This window comes from Streptomyces sp. NPDC050617 (genome assembly GCF_040654795.1).
In the GTDB taxonomy this organism is placed as follows: Bacteria; Actinomycetota; Actinomycetes; order Streptomycetales; family Streptomycetaceae; genus Streptomyces.
In genome coordinates, this window is sequence record NZ_JBFAIS010000003.1 from 371,447 (window position 1) to 388,963 (window position 17,517).

Consider the following 17,517-nt stretch of genomic DNA (forward strand, 5'->3'; position numbering starts at 1 on the left):
CGATGGTTCCACTTGGCGACCGCGAAGGGGTCACGGAGGTATTGCCGGAAATTGATGCGCGCTTACGCTACGAATTACTCGCTTTACGCTCCGAAGCCCTTGGAGGCGCCCTTCACGGGTTTGGCGCCGGCCAGCAGATGGGCGGGGACCAAATCCCGGGCGGGCTCGCTGTATCCGACCGACACGATGCGATTTCCGCGGAACGTGAACGACGTCAGGCTCGCCAGCGTGCACTGCCGCTTGCGCGGGTCGTGCCAGAGCCGGCGCCGCTCGGCGAAGCTCCGCACGATCCAGATCGGCAGCTGGTGGCTGACGCACACCGCCTCGTGGCCGCGCGCCGCGTCCCGCGCCGCGCCGATCGCCCCCATCATCCGTACGACCTGGTCGACGTACGGCTCGCCCCACGACGGGCGGAACGGGTTGGTGAGGTACTTCCAGTTGGACGGGTTCTTCAGCGCGCCGTCGCCCACCCCGAACGTCTTGCCCTCGAAGACGTTCGCCGCCTCGATCAGCCGCTCGTCCGTCGCCAGGTCCAGGCTCAGCGCCTTCGCCAGCGGCGTCGCCGTCTCCTGCGCCCGCTCCAGCGGCGAGGCGACCACGTGCGTGATGTCACGCCCGGAGAGGTGCTCGGCGACCCGGTCGGCCATCTGCCGGCCGAGCTCCGAGAGGTGGTAGCCGGGCTGACGCCCGTACAGCACGCCCTTCGGGTTGTGCACCTCGCCGTGGCGCATCACATGCACCACGGTCAGCGCGTCCGGGCCCGCCCCGTCGAGGGCGGCGTCGGGCGCGCTGTTCTTCGCAGCTCCATTCGTCATGCCGGACATCATTCCGTCGCCTCGGCGGCGGCCCGCGCCGCCCCCGGCAGCGCGTCGGCGATCCGCTGCACGGCCGCGTCGTCGTGCGCCGTCGAGAGGAACCACGACTCGAAGGAGGACGGCGGGAGGTAGACGCCCTGCGCGAGCATCGAGTGGAAGAACGCGGTGAAGCGGAACGACTCCTGCGCCTTGGCGCTCTCGTAGTCCCGCACCTCCTGGTCGGTGAAGAACACCGAGAACATGCTGCCCGCCGCCGACACCCGGTGCGCCACGCCCGCCTTGTCCAGCGCGCCCGACACCAGCGACCGCACCTCGGCGGAGACCGCGTCCACCCGCCCGTACGCGGCGTCGTCCAGCAGCCGCAGCTGCGCGATGCCCGCGGCGGTGGCCACCGGGTTACCGGAGAGGGTGCCCGCCTGGTAGACCGGGCCGGTCGGCGCGAGGTGCGCCATGACGTCGGCGCGCCCGCCGAAGGCCGCCGCCGGGAAGCCGCCGCCCATGACCTTGCCGAAGGTCATCAGGTCGGGCCGCACGCCGTCGAGCCCGTACCAGCCCGCCCGGCTCACCCGGAAGCCGGTCATGACCTCGTCGGAGATGTACAGCGCGCCGTTGTCGGAGCACAGGTCGGCCAGCCCCTGGTTGAAGCCGGGCAGCGGCGCCACGACGCCCATGTTGCCCGCCGCCGCCTCCGTGATCACGCACGCGATCTCGCCCGGGTGGGCGGCGAAGGCGGCCCGTACGGCGTCGAGGTCGTTATAGGGGAGGACGATGGTGTCCCCGGCCTGTGCGCCGGTGACGCCGGGCGTGTCCGGCAGCGCGAACGTCGCGAGCCCGGACCCGGCCGCGGCCAGCAGCGCGTCCACGTGGCCGTGGTAGCAGCCCGCGAACTTGATCACCTTCGAGCGGCCGGTGAAGCCGCGCGCCAGCCGGATCGCCGACATCGTCGCCTCGGTGCCGGAGGAAACCAGCCTCACCTGCTCCACGGGGGCGACGCGGGCCACGATCTCCTCGGCGAGCGCGACCTCGCCCTCGCCGGGGGTGCCGAACGACGTGCCGCGCGCGACGGCCTCCTGCACCGCGGCCGTCACCTCGGGGTGCGCGTGGCCCAGGATCATCGGGCCCCACGAGCACACCAGGTCCACATACTCCCGGCCGTCGGCGTCGGTGAGGTACGGACCGGAGCCGGACACCATGAACCGGGGCGTACCGCCCACGGCGCGGAACGCGCGCACCGGGGAGTTCACGCCGCCGGGCGTCACGGCGGCAGCGCGGTCGAAGAGCGTCTGCGAGACTGGGGCAGAGTACGAGTAAGTCACACCAGCCATGGTCTCAGAGCCGTACCGGGACTCGCGGCGAGGGCGTTTCAGCCGCCGGTCGCGGGGGAGGTCTCTGAGACGATGATCGGGTTGCGCGACGGTGTTCGCGAGTGGTCGGGTGGAGATTATGCATCGCGGTGGCGGACTGGGTGAGGGGACCGATGACCTGGGCCCCGAGCGTGCCCAGCGCGGACGCCACCGGCGCGAGGCGGAGAGCGCGGGAAGCAGGAGTGGTGGCCGGGTGGGGGTGACCTACAAGTACTTCGGGGCACCCAACGGAGCGACCGCCGCACGCGTACCGATCTCCATGCGCCCGGAAGAGCTCGGCGGGGACGAGCTGGGTATGGGCGGCATGTTCTCCAAGATCAAACCGGAGACGATGGCCGCCATGGTCCTCACCGGCATAGAGGGCATACCCCTGCACCGGGTCCCCCCGCTGGAGCTCGTCGTCCTGCACCCCGACTACGCGGTGGTCAAGCTCCCCACGACCGTCGTCGACCCGCTGCGCGGCATCGGCGAGGAGTCGGTGGGCGCCGCGGCCTTCATATGGTCGACGGTCCCCGACCGCGGCGGACCGGGCGACGCCTTCCGCGTCTACCAGCTCCTCCACGAATGGCAGGACTTCTCGCACCGACTGCACGAGGCGGGGCATCAGCCTTACTGCTTGGTGTGGCCGTGAGCTGACGGGATCGTGCGCTGCCGGGCCGTGAGCTGACGGGCGTGAGCTGACGGGCCTTGAGCTGACGGGGTCTCGACCGGGTGGGGTGTGACGCTCGTACGGGCGTGGGCGCGCGGCCGGGCCGTACGGGCGTGAGCGCTCGGCGGGTTCGTACGGGCGCGGGCCGGGCGTGCTGCGCCCGTGTCGCTGCCGCCCCTCTCCTCGCTGCCGTCATTTTTCGCTCCCCTCACCCGCCTCACTCGCCGAAGCGCTGGTTGAACTCCTCGACCAGCCGGCCGCCCGCCGCCTCGACCAGTCGCCCCACGACCGGGTGGATCACCAGGCTCGCGACGGCGCCCGCGAGCACCGGGAGCCGGCGGGCGAACCACTGGCGGACGTACTCCATGGTGGACAGGTCCGCCTCGGGCGCGGTGACGGCCTCCTCCAGTTCGTCCAGGAGGCCGACGGCCCGTTCCGCCTCCGGCTCGTCCGTCGGCACGAGGGCCCGTACGCGCGCGAACTCGGCGCGCAGGGAGGCCAGTTCCTCCTCGGTGACCGCGACCGCCGGGCCGCCGGCGGCCTCGACGCGGGAGACGGTGTTGCCGCGGCCGACGACGACCTGGCCGGACACGTCCTGGGTGTGCACTTCGTAGCGGTCGCCGTGGCTCTCGGTCGTCTCGGGCATGGGCGGGTTCCTTCCGTGTCTTGTCGCTCGTGTCGTGCCGCTGAGGTGGGGGGCTGAGGCCGGCGGCTCACCGCGCGTCGGGGTCGGACCGCTCGTCGGGCGGTTCGGGCACCGGGGAGGCCGAGGGGCCTTCGACCTCGGAGGACTTCCCGGGGTCGGGTTCCCTCGGGCCGGGTTCCTCCGGGTCGGGTTTCCTGGTGGTCCTGGTCGGCTCCGGCACCCGCGGGGGAGCGGGCTGTTCGACGGTCGCCGAGATCCGCGTGGTCTCCGTCGGCACGGTCGGCCCCGAAGGGCCGGCCGGTCCGGTCGGTCCCGTCGGCTTCGTGGGTCCGGTCGGGCCCGTCGGCTTGTCGCCCACCGCGACCCCGGTCACCGTCATCGACACGTCCGCCTGCCCCCAGTCGTCGAGCATGGTGACGGTCGCCCGGTACGCGCCCGGCCGCGTCGGCCGGAAGGTCACGTCGAAGAGGCAGAGCCGGGAGCCGGCCGGCGGCGGGCAGGCCTTCAGGGCGGTCCGCCAGGCGCTCGGGCCGCCCCCGTCCACCCCTTGCTCGTCGGCCGCGCTCAGCGAGTCCTCGTCGTCGCACGGCAGCCACTGGTCGAAGCGGACCGTCCTGGTCACCGACTGCCCGACTGCCACCTGCCCGAAGTCCTGGGCGGGCAGCCCGACCGGTGTGCACGTACCGGAGGACGGACTTCCGCTCGGATCGCGGCCGGACGGCGACGAACCGGGCGAGGAGCCCGCCGCGCTCGACGGCCCGTCCGAGGGGCCTGCCGTGGCCCCGCCCGTAGCCCCGCCGCTCCCGCTGCCGCCGCTGGTCCCGCCTCCGGCCAGCGCCGGCGGTGACAGTCCGGCGGCCGTGGCGCTGGAGGCCAGGGGGGCCGGTACGGTCGGCCGGTCGCCGTCGGCGGTGACCGCCGCCGCGAGGATGCCGCCCGCCACGACTGCGGCGACGGCGGCCCCGACCGCCGCCGGATGCGTCACCGCGCCGCGCAGCCCCGACCGGCCCTTGCCCTTGGGCTGACGGCCGGGCCCGCCTCCCGGCGCGTCCCCTTTCAGCTGCGACGGAGAACCGCCGGGCGACGAAGGTCCGGGCGACGAAGGGACGGGCTGCGGGCCGGGGGCGGCTCCGGCGGCGGGCGCGGGGCCGGCGGCGGGCGCGCCGTGGTGCGCCACCAGCGCGAACCCCCCGCCGCCGCCACCGGCCAGCGCCCCGAACCCCGCGGCCAGCGCGCGGCGGCGTACGTCCCGCTCGTGGGCGAAGTACGCGGCGTCGTGGGCCGCGCCGATTTCGAGGGCCGCGCGCTCGCCGAGTTCGAGGGCCTGGCGCCACGCGCCCCAGTGCAGCGACCTGGCCAGCGCGGGGGCCGCGGCCCGTGCGAGATCCCGTACCGCCGTGTGGTGGCCCGCCCAGCTCGCGGACTCCAGGACGCGCCCGATGGTGACGGCCTCGGCGGCCGTCTGCTGCCGGGTGGCCCTGGTACGCACCCAGGCGACCAGCGGCGTGGCGTAGTCGGCGGCCTGCCGGGGCGGGCCCACCCGTTCGGCGACGAGCGCGGCGAAGCGGCCCGCGGCGCGGTAGCCGGCGCCGTCGGCCTCGGCGAGCCGCAGGGCGCCCAGTTCGGCCAGGGCGGCGCGATCCGCGCCCCCGGTGAACACGGTCAGCAACCCCAGGGACACCGGCAGCGGGTCGAAGGCGCACAGCAGCCGCAGCAGCCGCGCCGCGCGCTCGCTCAGCCGGCCGGCGATGCCCACCGCGAACACCGACTCGTCCGTCGCGAGCGCCTCGAACGCCTCGTACGGGCCGTACGCGCCGTAGCCGACGACGCCCGTGACGGCGCGGCCGGCCGCGGCGGCGCTCATCGCGGCGGCGGCCTGGACCAGGGTGAGCGGGTGGCCGTCCACGGCGGCGACGAGGCGGCGCGCCGCGGTGGCCTCGCGGCCGCGCAGCGGGCGGCCCAGTTCCCGTACGAGCAGGTCGAGCGCGGCGTGTTCGGGCAGCCCTTCGAGGCGCATCGGCCGGCCGCCGGCCCCCTCGGCCGCGGCGACGCCGCCCGGCAGGCCGCCTCCGCCGAGCCCGCGCTCGACGGAGGAGAGCAGCAGCTCGCAGCCGGGGGTGGCGTACACGAGGTCGGCCAGTTCCTCGGCCGATCCGCCGAAGTCGTCGATGACGAGCAGCGGCCCGCGCAGCGAGCCCATCAGCCGCCGCATCACGGCCAGTTCGGGCTTGTAGTCCGTCACCTCGAAGCAGGCGTGGAAGATCTCCTGGACGACGTCCTCGGCGGGCAGTCCGGCGGCCGGGAGGTAGACGACGGGGCCGCCGCGCGCGATGCGGTCGGCGGCGAAGGCGCGCAGCAGCGCGGTCTTGCCGAGGCCCGGCGGCCCGTACACCTGCACCGGCTGACCGGCGGCCAGCCAGCGCCCCAGGGCGGCGAGTTCGCCCGTACGCGCCAGCAGGGCGGGGGCGCGGGCGGGCAGGGCCCAGCCCAGTGGGTGGGCGCGCCGCCGGACGGGGGGCGGCCCCTCGGCCCGGTAGGTGACGGACGAACCCACCTCGGCATTGATCACTACGTTGCGGTCGCCGACGACGACCTGTCCAGGGACATCGCCCTGAATACGGACCCTGTCCCTGTCCGAACCGGCCATGGGCTGCCCCTCCCCCGTGCGCAAACCCAAGGATGGATTTATAGCAGCCAATTCATATGATCAGGCGGCAATTTTCCCTATCGTTCTCACTTGTTCTCAATGGAGCTGTTCCCGACGGAAGGTGACATTCCCGACCACGATTCGGCCACCGTACGGTTGCCCCATGCTCACCGCGCGCTCCATCGCCCTCTTCCTCCTCGCGGCCCTCCTGGAGATCGGGGGCGCGTGGCTCGTCTGGCAGGGCGTGCGCGAGCAGCGCGGCTGGGCGTGGATCGGCGGCGGGATCGTGGCCCTCGGCGCGTACGGCTTCGTCGCCACCCTCCAGCCGGACGCGGACTTCGGCCGGATCCTCGCCGCGTACGGCGGGGTGTTCGTCGCCGGTTCGCTGGCCTGGGGCATGGCCGCGGACGGCTACCGCCCGGACCGCTTCGACGTGCTCGGCGCGCTGATCTGCCTCGCCGGGGTCGCCGTGATCATGTATGCGCCGAGGGGCCGCTGAGCAGGGGCGACCGGGCATATCCTGCGCGAAGGCGTAAACGCGAGAAGGTAAACACAAGAGCGTAGAACCGTAAGGATTCGCGACCGCGGCCCCGCGCGCCGCGCCCGATCCGCCCGCACCCCGTAGCCCCAGCGCCCGAGGAGAGCCCATGCCGCCCGCTGACGCAGCCACCACCTCCACCACCACCCGTACCGCGGTCATCACCGGCGCCAGCAGCGGCATCGGCGCCGCCACCGCCCGCCGGCTCGCCGCCGAGGGCTACCGCGTCGTCGTCACCGCCCGCCGCAAGGACCGCGTCGAGGCGCTGGCCGCCGAGCTGACCGCGGCGGGCCACCGGGCCGACGCGCACGCGCTCGACGTCACCGACCGCGCCGCCGTGGACGCCTTCGCGGCCGTGCTCGACCGCTGCGACGTCCTGGTCAACAACGCGGGCGGCGCGCTCGGCCTCGACCCCGTCGCCTCCGCGGACCCCGCCGACTGGCGCGCCATGTACGAGGTCAACGTCCTCGGCGTGCTCAACACCACCCAGGCCCTGCTGCCCGCCCTGGTCGCCTCCGGAGACGGCACGGTCCTGATCCTCTCCTCGACCGCGGGCCTCGGCACGTACGAGGGCGGCGGGGGCTACGTCGCCGCCAAGCACGGCGCGCACGCCATCGCGGAGACGCTGCGCCTGGAGCTGTGCGGGCAGCCCGTACGCGTCATAGAGATCGCGCCGGGCATGGTCAAGACCGACGAGTTCGCCCTCACCCGCTTCCACGGCGACGAGGAGAAGGCCGCCAAGGTCTACGCGGGCGTGGCCGAGCCGCTGACCGCCGACGACGTCGCCGACACCATCGCCTGGACGGTCACCCGCCCCGCCCACGTCAACGTCGACCTGCTGGTCCTGCGCCCCCGCGCCCAGGCGTCCAACTACAAGGTGCACCGCGAGAACTGACCCGCGAACCGTCACCACGGAAGGAAGCCCATGCGCGTAACGGCCATCGACCACCTGGTCCTCAACGTCGCCGACCCCGAACGCTCCCTGTCCTTCTACTGCGGCCCGCTCGGCCTGGAACCGGTCCGCGCCGACGAATGGCGCGCGGGCAAGGCGCCGTTCCCCTCGGTCCGCGTCAGCCCGACCGCCATCCTCGACCTGGTCCAGGCCCCCCGCGGCGAGTCCAACGTCGACCACTTCTGCCTCGTGGTCGACCCCCTCGACTGGCAGGAGGTCCTGGCCTCCGGCATCTTCACCGTCGTCGAAGGCCCCGTCCAACGCTTCGGCGCCCGCGGCGACGCCCACTCCGTCTACATCCTCGACCCGGACGACAACAGAATCGAACTCCGCTGGTACCCGGAGGACGCCGCGTAGCCCAGCACCGGCCGGCCCCGCCGCTCACCTGCCCGGGGCCGGCCGTACGAGGGCCCGCGCCCGGTCGTGGAGATCGCGAACGACGGCGTTCCGCACATGCGGGCGCAGCAGGCCGAACATCGTCCTCACGCGCTCATCGGCGCGGCCCGACTGGACCATGGGGTAGTCGTCGAGGGCCTGGTGCCAGGTGGCGCACGCCGCTTCGAGGTGGCCCAGCTCCAGTTGCCGCTCCGCCATGAGGGCCCGGTGCCGCACCCGGGCGCGGCGGTAGACGCTGTACCGCACCTTGTCCGACTGCCGCATGGCCTCGACGGCGCCGGGTACGTCGCCCAGTTCGTAACGCACCTGGCCGACGTGGTAGTTCAGCGACGCCGGATCGTACGAACCGAACGCCCTGCCCCGCGCCTCCGCACGGTCCATGGCGGCCTCCGCCTCGCGGAGATACCGGAGGGCCGCCGTACGGTCCCCGGTCTTCGCGGCCGCGTGCCCCTGCTGCCCGGCGAGAAAGGCCCGCATCCGGGGCCCGGCCGCGGGAGCGGCGGCGGCCGCCGCGTCCGCGAGCTCCAGAGCCCTGCCGCCGTGCCCCAGATCGACGGCCTGCACGCTCATGCCGCGCAGAACGGTGCAGTACGTCAGATGGTCCTCAGCCGCCCCCGCCAGCTCCAGGGCCTTCACGTAATAGCGCTGCGCGAGCCCGTGCAGCCCTTCGTCCACGGCCATGTAGCCGGTCAGATAGAGCAGGTCGGAAGCGGCGGACAGCATCGCGCGGCGCACCTCGGCCGACGCGTCGGCGCGCAGGTACGCCGCAACCGTGTTGACCATAAACGCAGCCGCCATGGGGCGCGCGTGCCGGCCGCCGAACTGGTCGTCGAGCTCCGAAACCCGCTCGGTCATGGCGACGACCATGTCCACATCGCCCATCCCGACCCGCGCCGCACGCCCGGCCTCCACCGCCTCGGCCCGGCCGATGACGTCGGGCCAGCCGGGGATCGTGAGCGCCACGGAGAACAGCCCCGCCCCCAGGACGCTCCGCCGGGACGGATCCATGTCCTGCCTCCCCAGATCGACCAGCCCTTCCACGCTATCCGCGGCAGCACCGGAGTAGTCCCGCGGAACATGGAGACCGGCCTCGGCATGGGGCGGCCCGACCGCCCACACAGTGGCCCGGTACGCGTCATGAGCCCGAGGGCCCCGGACAGCGTGCCCGTCCGGGGCCCTCAGGCGCGTGCGGCGCGTGCTGTCAGCCCTTCACGCAGATGACCTGCTTGAGCTTGGCGACGACCTCGACCAGGTCGCGCTGCTGGTCGATGACCTGCTCGATGGGCTTGTAGGCGGCGGGGATCTCGTCGACGACGCCGGAGTCCTTGCGGCACTCCACGCCGCGCGTCTGGTCCTCCAGATCGCTGGTGGAGAACCGCTTCTTCGCGGCGTTGCGGCTCATGCGGCGGCCCGCGCCGTGGGAGGCGGAGTTGAAGGAGGCGGCGTTGCCGAGGCCCTTGACGATGTACGAGCCGGTGCCCATGGAGCCGGGGATGATGCCGTACTCGCCGCTGCCCGCGCGGATCGCGCCCTTGCGGGTGACGAGCAGGTCCATGCCGTCGTAGCGCTCCTCGGAGACGTAGTTGTGGTGGCAGGAGATGACGGGGTCGAAGGTGACGCGCGCCTTCTTGAACTCCCGGCGGACCACGTCCTGGAAGAGGGCCATCATGATGGCGCGGTTGTGCTTCGCGTACTCCTGCGCCCAGAAGAGGTCGTGCCGGTAGGCCGCCATCTGCGGGGTGTCGGCGATGAAGACCGCGAGGTCGCGGTCGACGAGGCCCTGGTTGTGCGGGAGGTCCCGCGCCCTGCCGATGTGGTGTTCGGCCAGTTCCTTGCCGATGTTCCGGGAGCCGGAGTGCAGCATCAGCCAGACGGCGCCCGTCTCGTCGTACGTGAGTTCGATGAAGTGGTTGCCCGCGCCGAGCGAACCCATCTGCTTCACCGCCCGCCCCTGCCGGAACTTGACCGCCTCCGCCACCCCGTCGAACCGCGCCCAGAAGTCGTCCCACCCGGCCGTCGGGAAGCCGTGCATCCGCCCCGGATCCACCGGCTCGTCGTGCATCGCCCGCCCCACCGGAATCGCCTGCTCGATCTTGGAGCGCAGCCGCGACAGATCGCCCGGCAGGTCATTGGCGGTGAGCGAGGTCTTCACGGCCGACATGCCGCAGCCGATGTCCACCCCGACCGCCGCCGGGCAGACCGCCCCGCGCATGGCGATCACCGAGCCGACCGTCGCGCCCTTGCCGTAGTGCACATCCGGCATCACGGCCAGCCCCTTGATCCACGGCAGCGTCGAGACATTGCGCAGCTGCTGCATCGCGCCGCCCTCGACCGTCGCCGGATCGGCCCACATGCGGATCGGGACCTGCGCCCCGGGCACCTCGGTGTACGACATGACCTACCTCATTCCCCCACAAAAAACCTGAAGCGCAAAAGCCGGACCTAACGTCGGATTGACGGCGGAGAACCGGCAGGCGCGGCAGTACGTGCGGTAGACATTGTGTCCAGCCGCCACCTCCGGGCGGCAACCAGTTTTCCGGCGAAAGGGGCTCTGAACAGTGCAGCGAAAGGCGTACGCACCAGTCGCCGCACTGGCCGCGGCCATGCTCACCGTCGGGCTGGCGAGCGGCTGCAGCTCGGGGTCCGGGACCGCCGGCTCGGGCGACGACGCCAAGTCCGGGGACGCCAGCCCGTCCGCGACCGCCGCCCAGCCCGGCAAGTACCAGTCGCTCCCCGAGCCCTGCGGAAATATCGACCGCAAGACGCTGCGCACCATGCTGCCCGGCGTCGACGACCAGAGCGAGCAGGACGCCGAGAAGACATACGCCGGCCAGCCCGCCCTCACCTACGACACCGACCGCCGCGTCGGCTGCCGCTGGAGCCTGGAGACGCCCGACGGCACCCGCCACATCGCCGTCGACTACGAGCGCGTGGTCTCCTACGACCCGGCGGTCAGCGACGACGACCGGGCCCGGCAGCTCTACGAGGCGCGGGCCAGCGCCGCCGACATCCCGACCGACTCCTCCTCGGGGAACCCTCCCAGCCACTCCGCCGTCAACGGCTCCGCCGGTTCCTCCACGCCACAGAACCGCGGCGCGTCCGCCCAGCTCCTCGCGGAAGACGACGCCGATACGAGCCCCACCCCCACCACCACCCCCGGCGTCCCCTCCGCCCCCGCCTCCCCCACCAAGAACGCCGCCGACCTCGCCCCCCGGCTCCTCGACGACCTCGGCGACGACGCCTTCCTCAACGACCGGCTCGCCACCGCCGACTCCGGCGTGCACCGCGACATCACCATCGTCTTCCGCTCCTCGAACGTCCTCGTCACCGTCGGATACGACCAGTGGGCCGCCGACAAGCACGAGACCCCCGGCAGCGAAGACCTCCAGAGCAAGGCCCGCGGCCTGGCCCATGAACTCGCCGGGCACTTCAGCGACTGACCCGGCGACCGGGCCCAGCGGCCGGACCGGCGGCCGGCCCCGCGTCCGGCCCGGCGTCCGGCCCGGCGAGTCGCGTCGAGTTACGGCGAGTATCGCCACACTTGGACCGCCCCCGCGCCCCGGCCGCGTACCGTGCCGGTAGAGCCTGTGTCATATCTCCGGCCGGATCCGCCCGGCTGCCGCCGGCCCGCCCGTCGACACCGAATGAGCGAAGGACCCATGCACAGAACAGCCCCGCGACTCGCCCGAATCCTCGCCTGCGGAGCAGTACCGGTGATGCTCGTCGCCACCGGCTGCTCCGACGACTCCGGCTCGAAGAAGAAGGACTCGTCGAGCCCGTCCTCCGCCGCCTCCTCGGCCACCGCCTCGCCCACCGTCAAGGCCGCCGCGTTCTCCAAGCTCCCCGAAGCCTGCAAGGAGATCTCCACGAAGACGGTCGAGAAGCTGGTGCCCAACGTGAAGGAGAAGAACGGCAAGGTCCTGAAGCCCTCCAGGAACGAGAGCTCCACCTCCTGCATGTGGAACGGCACGGACGACGACGACATCAAGAACATGCAGTACCGCTACCTCACCGTCGACCTCAACCTCTTCCCCTCCCACCCCACCCTCGGCTCCGGCGACCAGCGCGCCACCGCGTACGTCACCCAGGAGGCCGACAAGGCCGCCAAGGCGGAGGGCGCGAAGAACGTCAAGACCGGCACGGCCGACGGCGTCGGCGACCAGGCCGCCACGGTCAAGGCCGAGGCCAGACGGGACGGCGACAACTACCGCGACCAGCGGGTCGTCGCCCGTACCGCCAATGCCGTCGTCACCGTGCAGTACAACGGCGCGGGCTTCCAGGGCGCCAAGTCGCCCGACGCCGACGAGCTGCTGAAGCAGGCGGAGACCGCGGCCAAGGAGGCCCTCGCCTCCGTCGCCGCCATCAACAAGTAGCCCATAGCAACAGCCGCCGCGCCCCGCCCCGAACGGGTGTGCCAGTCTTGGCGCGCCGGTATTCGAGGGCGGGGAGGGATCGCGGGTGTCCGCGACGGAAGTGACCAAGCTGACGCGTACGCACCGCATATTGATCGGTCTCGTCGTGGCGGGGGCGGTGGTGATCGCCGGAATCGGCTTCGCCGGTTCGTACTCCGCCGTGCGCGACCTCGCCCTCAAGAAGGGTTTCGGCGGGTTCGCCAACGTCCTGCCCATCGGCATCGACGCCGGCATCGTCGTCCTCCTCGCCCTGGACCTGCTCCTGACCTGGACGCGGATACCCTTCCCCCTGCTGCGCCAGACCGCCTGGCTGCTCACCGCCGCCACCATCGCCTTCAACGGCGCGGCGGCCTGGCCCGACCCGCTCGGCGTCGGCATGCACGCGGTCATCCCGGTGCTCTTCGTCGTCTCCGGAATGGGCGGAGTTGCATCCGGTTCGGCATTCCGCACGATGCGAGAGATGAGCGTAAGCGCAGGTCAGCTCGGCAGGGACAACGAGCGTGGGAGGCTCGCGGTAGCGGTCTGAACTGGGCTTTCATGATATCGCGTAACCGATTCAACGATGTTGCGTTAGAAGCAACATGAATCAGGCGGTGGATCTGACGGGTTCCGCGCACGTCGTGCTGGCCGGCGTGGAAATGCGACTCAACCCGGAGTCGGCGATCTTCGACGCGATGCTGGAGGGCTGGGCCCGGCAGCAGCGGTCACGGTTCCTGAAGTGGGATTCGACGATCAAGCCTCGGCTACAGATGGTGCGCCGGTTCTGGCGGTACACAAACCAGTACCCCTGGCAGTGGGAGCCTGCCGAGGGCGAAGCCTTCATCAGCCAGCTGCAGACCCGGGAGAAGGGGCTGGCGAGCTCAACCGGGCGCGGGTACGAGAACCAGCTGAAGATGTTCCTCGAGTACGTCACCGATCCTCGCTACGGGTGGCTCGCGCTGTGCCACGAGCAGTTCGGGCAGGTCCCGGTGCAGATCTGGCACGAGCTGAACACCGCCACGCACACCGCCGAATACGAAGGTGACCCGCGACGCCGACCGCTGTCGTACGACGAGGTACAGAAGCTGTTCGACGCGCTCGACGGGCGGGTGGAGGAGATCCGGGCACTGAAGCGCAAGGGAGTGCTGTGTGCGCTGCGGGACTCCGCGATGATCAAGACCTACTACGCCTACGGGCTGCGGCGTCGTGAGGGCCTGGGACTCGACCTCGCGGACCTGCGGCGCAACCCGAAGATCGCCCATTACGGGAAGCACGGGGCAGTGTTCGTACGGTGGGGCAAGTCATCGAAGGGGAGCCCGCCCAAGCGGCGCACGGTGTTCACGATCTCGGAGATGGACTGGATCGTGGGGGTGCTGGAGCACTACCTGGTCGAGGTACGGCCCCGATTCAGCCCGGGGGCGCATCCTGCCATCTGGATGACCGAGCGGCGGGGGCGAATCTCGAAGCGGTCGGTGAACGAGGCGTTCACCGCTGCTCGGGACGCGGCGGGTCTAGAGAAGGAGCTGGACCTGCACTGCCTGCGGCACTCGTACATCACGCACGCGATCGAGTTCGGGTATCCGGAGAAGTTCGTGCAGGACCAGGCCGGCCACGCCTACGCCAGTACCACGGCTCTTTATTCGGGGGTCGGGGACGACTTCCGCAACCGTCTGGTGCGCAAGCAGTTGTCCCAGAGGTACCCCGGCCTGTGGGAGGACTCGAAGTGATCAAGAAGATGGGCTATCAGTGGCATCTGCGCCGCCTGATGGCCGAGCAGGAGATGTACCAGACGTCGGATCTGGTTCCGTTGCTCGCGGAGCGCGGGATCGTCCTCTCACGCGAGCAGGTGTTCCGGCTGGTCACCCAGCCACCGCAGCGGATGTCCATGGACACCCTGGCCGCGTTGTGCGACATCCTCGGCTGCACCCCGAACGACCTGGTGGAAGTGCAGGTCGTCAACCAGCAGGTCCGCAAGACCGCGGACGGTGGTGGGGAGCCATCAGCGCCCATCCCAATGGTGCGGCGTACGTCGATCCGGCGTCCGGAGGGGATGTGACGGTGATCGACCGGACCGCACGGAACGCAGCGAAACGGGCGGCATCAGCGCAGAGGCGCGAGGATGCAGAATCATCGGTCGCGGCCCATCTCGCCGCTGCTGTCACAGGGTTGACCCAACCTGCCGCGGTGAACCTGCTGGAGCGGTCCCGACCGTTCACCACGCGCACCCTGGAGGATCTAGCCGCCCACCTGGGTGCTCACGGCGATGCGCTGACGTCAGGCCGCTCGAGTGGGCCGAAGCTGTTGCTGAAGGTGATCTGGGTGCTGTACGCGGCCGGGTACCCAGTGACGCGCCCGGCGTGCGCGGGTTGCGGAACGGTACGCGAGGACCTGCCCCTCGTGCGGGCGGAGGGCCGCCTGTGCAATGGCTGCATCACCAAGGCACGCCACACGGTGGGCACGTGCGCCCGGTGTGGGCGCGAGAACATTCGTCTGCACTCCAAGCAGCCGGGCGGCGAATGGTGCCAAGCCTGCTATTTGGCCCAGAAACGGGAACCGTGCCGGGAGTGCGGCCGGAACCAACGTGTATCCACCCGGCTGCCCGACGGCACCTCGCTGTGCCCGCGCTGTCACACCAAGCCTGAAGAACCCTGCGACAGTTGCGCGAGCTCGCCGCCCACCGAGGCACGCCCGGCGAAGGTATGCCCGAAGTGTTTCAGCGGATTTCGCCGCGCTCGCCTCCTCTGCGGCGGTTGCGGCGAGCCGCGTGTGATCGTCCAGCGTGCCCGGAACGGCGAGCCCGCCCTCTGCCAGGACTGTTACCGCACCCCCGAAGCCGTATGCCATCGCTGCGGACGCACCCGCCCCTGCTACCACGCCCGCACCGACAAACCGGTGTGCGGACCCTGCACGGAGCGTCCCGCCGCCACCTGCAGCCGCTGTCGTCGCCAGCGGCCCATCTCCGCACACTGGCCCCTGGGCGCCGTATGCCAGACCTGCTACCTCAAGATCCTGCACAACCCGGCCGAGTGCGCCCTCTGCCACGGCACCCACCCGCTGACCGGCCGGGCCGCAAGCGGAGCCGGACTGTGCGGACCGTGCGCCGGATACCCCGTCGACTACGCCTGCGCCTCCTGCGGCCGCACCGGTTACCTCCACGCCGCCGGCCGCTGCGCCTACTGCGTCCTCGACGACCGCCTGCGCACACTACTCACCGGCCCCGACGGACAGATCACCGCGCAACTCCTCCCACTTCTAGAGGTGTTCTCCCAGGTCGACAACCCTGCCGATGCCATCGAGCGTTGCGCCGGCAGCCCCTCCCTTCGCCTGCTCGCCCAAATCGCCGCATCCGGGCTACCGTTGACCCACGAGAGCCTGGACGCATTCGGCTCCGGGATGAGCATCAACTACCTCCGCGACCTGCTCGTCCACAGCCGTGTCCTGCCGCCCCAAGCGGATGACGTCGAGCGGATTCCCGCCTGGCTGGAGACCCAGCTCGCCACCCGCCCCGCCCACCACGGCAACCTCATGCGCCCCTTCCTGCACTGGTTCCTCCTCAAGCGCGCCCGCCGTCGCACCACCAACCGCCCCTACAAAGCCAGCGACGAATACGGACTGCGCGCCCGCCTCGGTCAGGCCCTGCACCTGCTGAAGTGGCTAGACGACCAGCACCTCCCCCTCGATGCCTTGAACCAGCATGTCCTCGACATCTGGCTCTCCGAGGGCACCACCGCCCGCCGCGACATCAGCTACTTCCTGACCTGGACCGCGGCACGCCGCCTCACCGGATCCCTCACGGTGCCGCCCCGCCCCGCGGACCAGCCCACCGCCTTCCTCGACGAAGACAACCAGTGGCCCCTCCTGCAGCGCTGTCTCACCGACACCACCCTGCCCCTCGACACCCGCTGCATCGCGGCCCTCAGCCTGCTGTACGGCCTACCCCTGCAACGCCTGCGGCATCTGACGTGCAACCAACTGGAGCGGACAGCGAAGGGCGACACCGTCCTGAAGATCGGCTCCAGCCCGCTGCCCCTGCCGCCCCCGCTTGCTGGGCTCCTGACCCGCCTGGCCACCGCTCCCCCACCCCGCCGCCGCTCGGCCTTCCACTCCCCCGACGGCGAGACGCAGCCCGCCTATCTGTTCCCCGGTGTCTCCCCCGGGCGCCCAGTCAGCCCGCAAACCATCCGCTCCGGCCTCAAGAGCCTGGGCATCACCGCACGCCCCACCCGCAATTCAGCCCTCGTCGCCCTCGCCTCCGACTTCCCCGCCGTGATCGTCGCCGACTACCTCGGCATGCACATCAGCACCACCACCCGCTGGGTCAACTACATCCGCAAGGACTGGGTCACCTACGTCGCCGCGCGCACCGAAGACACTAACCTCGAAGTTTCGTGACGGTCCGCCGATGGAGTCGGTGGACCGTTTTCGTGCGGTGGGCTGAGGTTGTGCAGGTTGAGGGCCCGAGTGTCGTCTCGGGTGGGCGCCGGGTTCCACTGCTCCGGTGTCGGGCTGTTGCCGTAGGGACGGGAAAGTTGCTGGTCAGCCGGGGTTCGGCAGGAGTGCGAGTTGGTCGAGTGCGGCGGTGATGTGACCGGTCCAGGGCCAGTGCCGGGTGAGGCGGAGGATCCTCCGGCGGCCGGTGGTGACGAGCTGTCCGGCCGCGGTGAACAGACGGAGTCGTAGTCGGCGGGGTTCCCAGAGGCGGGCCTTGCCGGTCAGGGCGAGCATCGGCATCCAGGCCAGCAGGTCGAGGGCGATCTGCACGATCTCCAGCCAGATCCGGTTCTGAGCGGTGCGGTGCAGGGGAAGGTTGCGCAGGCCGGTGGCCCGGGCGTTTCGGGTGCGGTCCTCGGCCCGGGCCCGCAGCCGGTGACGGAGCTCGAGCTCGGCGATCGGGAGGCTGGTGGTGTTGGTGGCGAAGCACGTCAGCCGCATGCCGTCCGCATCGGTGAGCCGCAACTGGGCTCCGGGGTGCGGTCGTTCTTTTCTGACGATTAGCCGCATGCCCTTGGGCCAGCCGGTCAGGGCGTCGCCGGTGAGTTCAGCGACCCAGGCGCCGTCGCGGACCTCGCCGAGCGTCTCGACGGCCGGCGTCCAGGCCGGTGCCGGAACCTTCAGCACG

The 17,517-nt window shown here is 71.5% G+C and carries 16 protein-coding genes and 1 pseudogene; 10 read left to right on the forward strand and 7 right to left on the reverse strand.

What is annotated here, in order from left to right; all coding sequences use genetic code 11:
• Window positions 1-83 precede the first annotated feature (83 nt).
• Window positions 84-731 (reverse strand): histidine phosphatase family protein, encoded by a 648-nt coding sequence (locus AB0I49_RS06790; RefSeq protein ID WP_363225759.1) that lies wholly within the window; start codon window positions 729-731, stop codon window positions 84-86.
• Between the two features lie 92 nt (window positions 732-823).
• Complete coding sequence (gene hemL, locus AB0I49_RS06795) at window positions 824-2,140, reverse strand: glutamate-1-semialdehyde 2,1-aminomutase (protein WP_363225733.1); 1,317 nt, start codon at window positions 2,138-2,140, stop codon at window positions 824-826.
• Window positions 2,141-2,258: 118 nt separating this feature from the next.
• Between hemL and AB0I49_RS06800 the strand changes: the two genes are divergently transcribed.
• Window positions 2,259-2,810: a hypothetical protein gene (locus AB0I49_RS06800; RefSeq protein WP_078644343.1), complete on the forward strand. Its 552-nt coding sequence runs from the start codon at window positions 2,259-2,261 to the stop codon at window positions 2,808-2,810.
• Between the two features lie 235 nt (window positions 2,811-3,045).
• Here the strand turns inward: AB0I49_RS06800 and AB0I49_RS06805 are convergent, their stop codons facing one another.
• Window positions 3,046-3,474, reverse strand: a complete 429-nt coding sequence (locus tag AB0I49_RS06805; RefSeq protein ID WP_363225734.1) for a hypothetical protein — start codon at window positions 3,472-3,474, stop codon at window positions 3,046-3,048.
• Between the two features lie 67 nt (window positions 3,475-3,541).
• A complete protein-coding gene (locus AB0I49_RS06810; protein WP_363225735.1) occupies window positions 3,542-6,121 on the reverse strand; it encodes a hypothetical protein in 2,580 nt (859 codons plus the stop codon).
• A gap of 163 nt (window positions 6,122-6,284) precedes the next feature.
• Here AB0I49_RS06810 and AB0I49_RS06815 point away from each other — a divergent pair, with 163 nt between their 5' ends.
• From AB0I49_RS06815 to AB0I49_RS06825, 3 genes are all read left to right on the forward strand, one after another.
• The gene (locus AB0I49_RS06815; protein WP_363225736.1) at window positions 6,285-6,620 is read left to right on the forward strand and encodes a YnfA family protein; all 336 of its coding nucleotides are present in this window, start codon (window positions 6,285-6,287) and stop codon (window positions 6,618-6,620) included.
• Window positions 6,621-6,768: 148 nt separating this feature from the next.
• Window positions 6,769-7,554: an SDR family oxidoreductase gene (locus AB0I49_RS06820; RefSeq protein WP_363225737.1), complete on the forward strand. Its 786-nt coding sequence runs from the start codon at window positions 6,769-6,771 to the stop codon at window positions 7,552-7,554.
• A 30-nt stretch (window positions 7,555-7,584) separates the two neighbouring features.
• Entirely contained in the window at window positions 7,585-7,968 is a 384-nt protein-coding gene (locus AB0I49_RS06825) for a VOC family protein (protein WP_363225738.1), read from the forward strand.
• Between the two features lie 24 nt (window positions 7,969-7,992).
• Here AB0I49_RS06825 and AB0I49_RS06830 read toward each other — a convergent pair whose 3' ends face one another.
• Window positions 7,993-9,048 (reverse strand): transcriptional regulator, encoded by a 1,056-nt coding sequence (locus AB0I49_RS06830; RefSeq protein WP_363225739.1) that lies wholly within the window; start codon window positions 9,046-9,048, stop codon window positions 7,993-7,995.
• Window positions 9,049-9,208: 160 nt separating this feature from the next.
• On the reverse strand, window positions 9,209-10,402 hold the full coding sequence (locus AB0I49_RS06835) for an RtcB family protein (RefSeq protein ID WP_363225740.1): 1,194 nt from the start codon (window positions 10,400-10,402) through the stop codon (window positions 9,209-9,211).
• A 163-nt stretch (window positions 10,403-10,565) separates the two neighbouring features.
• Here AB0I49_RS06835 and AB0I49_RS06840 point away from each other — a divergent pair, with 163 nt between their 5' ends.
• The 6 genes and pseudogenes from AB0I49_RS06840 (at window position 10,566) to AB0I49_RS06865 (ending at window position 16,790) form a co-directional block, all read left to right on the forward strand.
• Entirely contained in the window at window positions 10,566-11,447 is an 882-nt protein-coding gene (locus tag AB0I49_RS06840) for a hypothetical protein (protein WP_363225741.1), read from the forward strand.
• A gap of 219 nt (window positions 11,448-11,666) precedes the next feature.
• Entirely contained in the window at window positions 11,667-12,380 is a 714-nt protein-coding gene (locus AB0I49_RS06845) for a DUF3558 domain-containing protein (protein ID WP_363225742.1), read from the forward strand.
• Window positions 12,381-12,480: 100 nt separating this feature from the next.
• Window positions 12,481-12,831 (forward strand): annotated as a pseudogene (locus tag AB0I49_RS06850) (DUF2637 domain-containing protein); the annotation flags it as partial.
• Between the two features lie 169 nt (window positions 12,832-13,000).
• On the forward strand, window positions 13,001-14,125 hold the full coding sequence (locus tag AB0I49_RS06855; protein ID WP_363225743.1) for a tyrosine-type recombinase/integrase: 1,125 nt from the start codon (window positions 13,001-13,003) through the stop codon (window positions 14,123-14,125).
• The gene (locus AB0I49_RS06860; protein ID WP_256105515.1) at window positions 14,122-14,454 is read left to right on the forward strand and encodes a helix-turn-helix transcriptional regulator; all 333 of its coding nucleotides are present in this window, start codon (window positions 14,122-14,124) and stop codon (window positions 14,452-14,454) included. The genes AB0I49_RS06855 and AB0I49_RS06860 overlap by 4 nt, the downstream gene beginning before the upstream one ends.
• A 710-nt stretch (window positions 14,455-15,164) precedes the next feature.
• Entirely contained in the window at window positions 15,165-16,790 is a 1,626-nt protein-coding gene (locus AB0I49_RS06865; RefSeq protein WP_363225744.1) for a hypothetical protein, read from the forward strand.
• 144 nt (window positions 16,791-16,934) lie between these two features.
• Here AB0I49_RS06865 and AB0I49_RS06870 read toward each other — a convergent pair.
• Window positions 16,935-17,517 (reverse strand): transposase (locus tag AB0I49_RS06870; protein ID WP_363225745.1); only part of this gene is annotated, 583 nt, incomplete at its 5' end.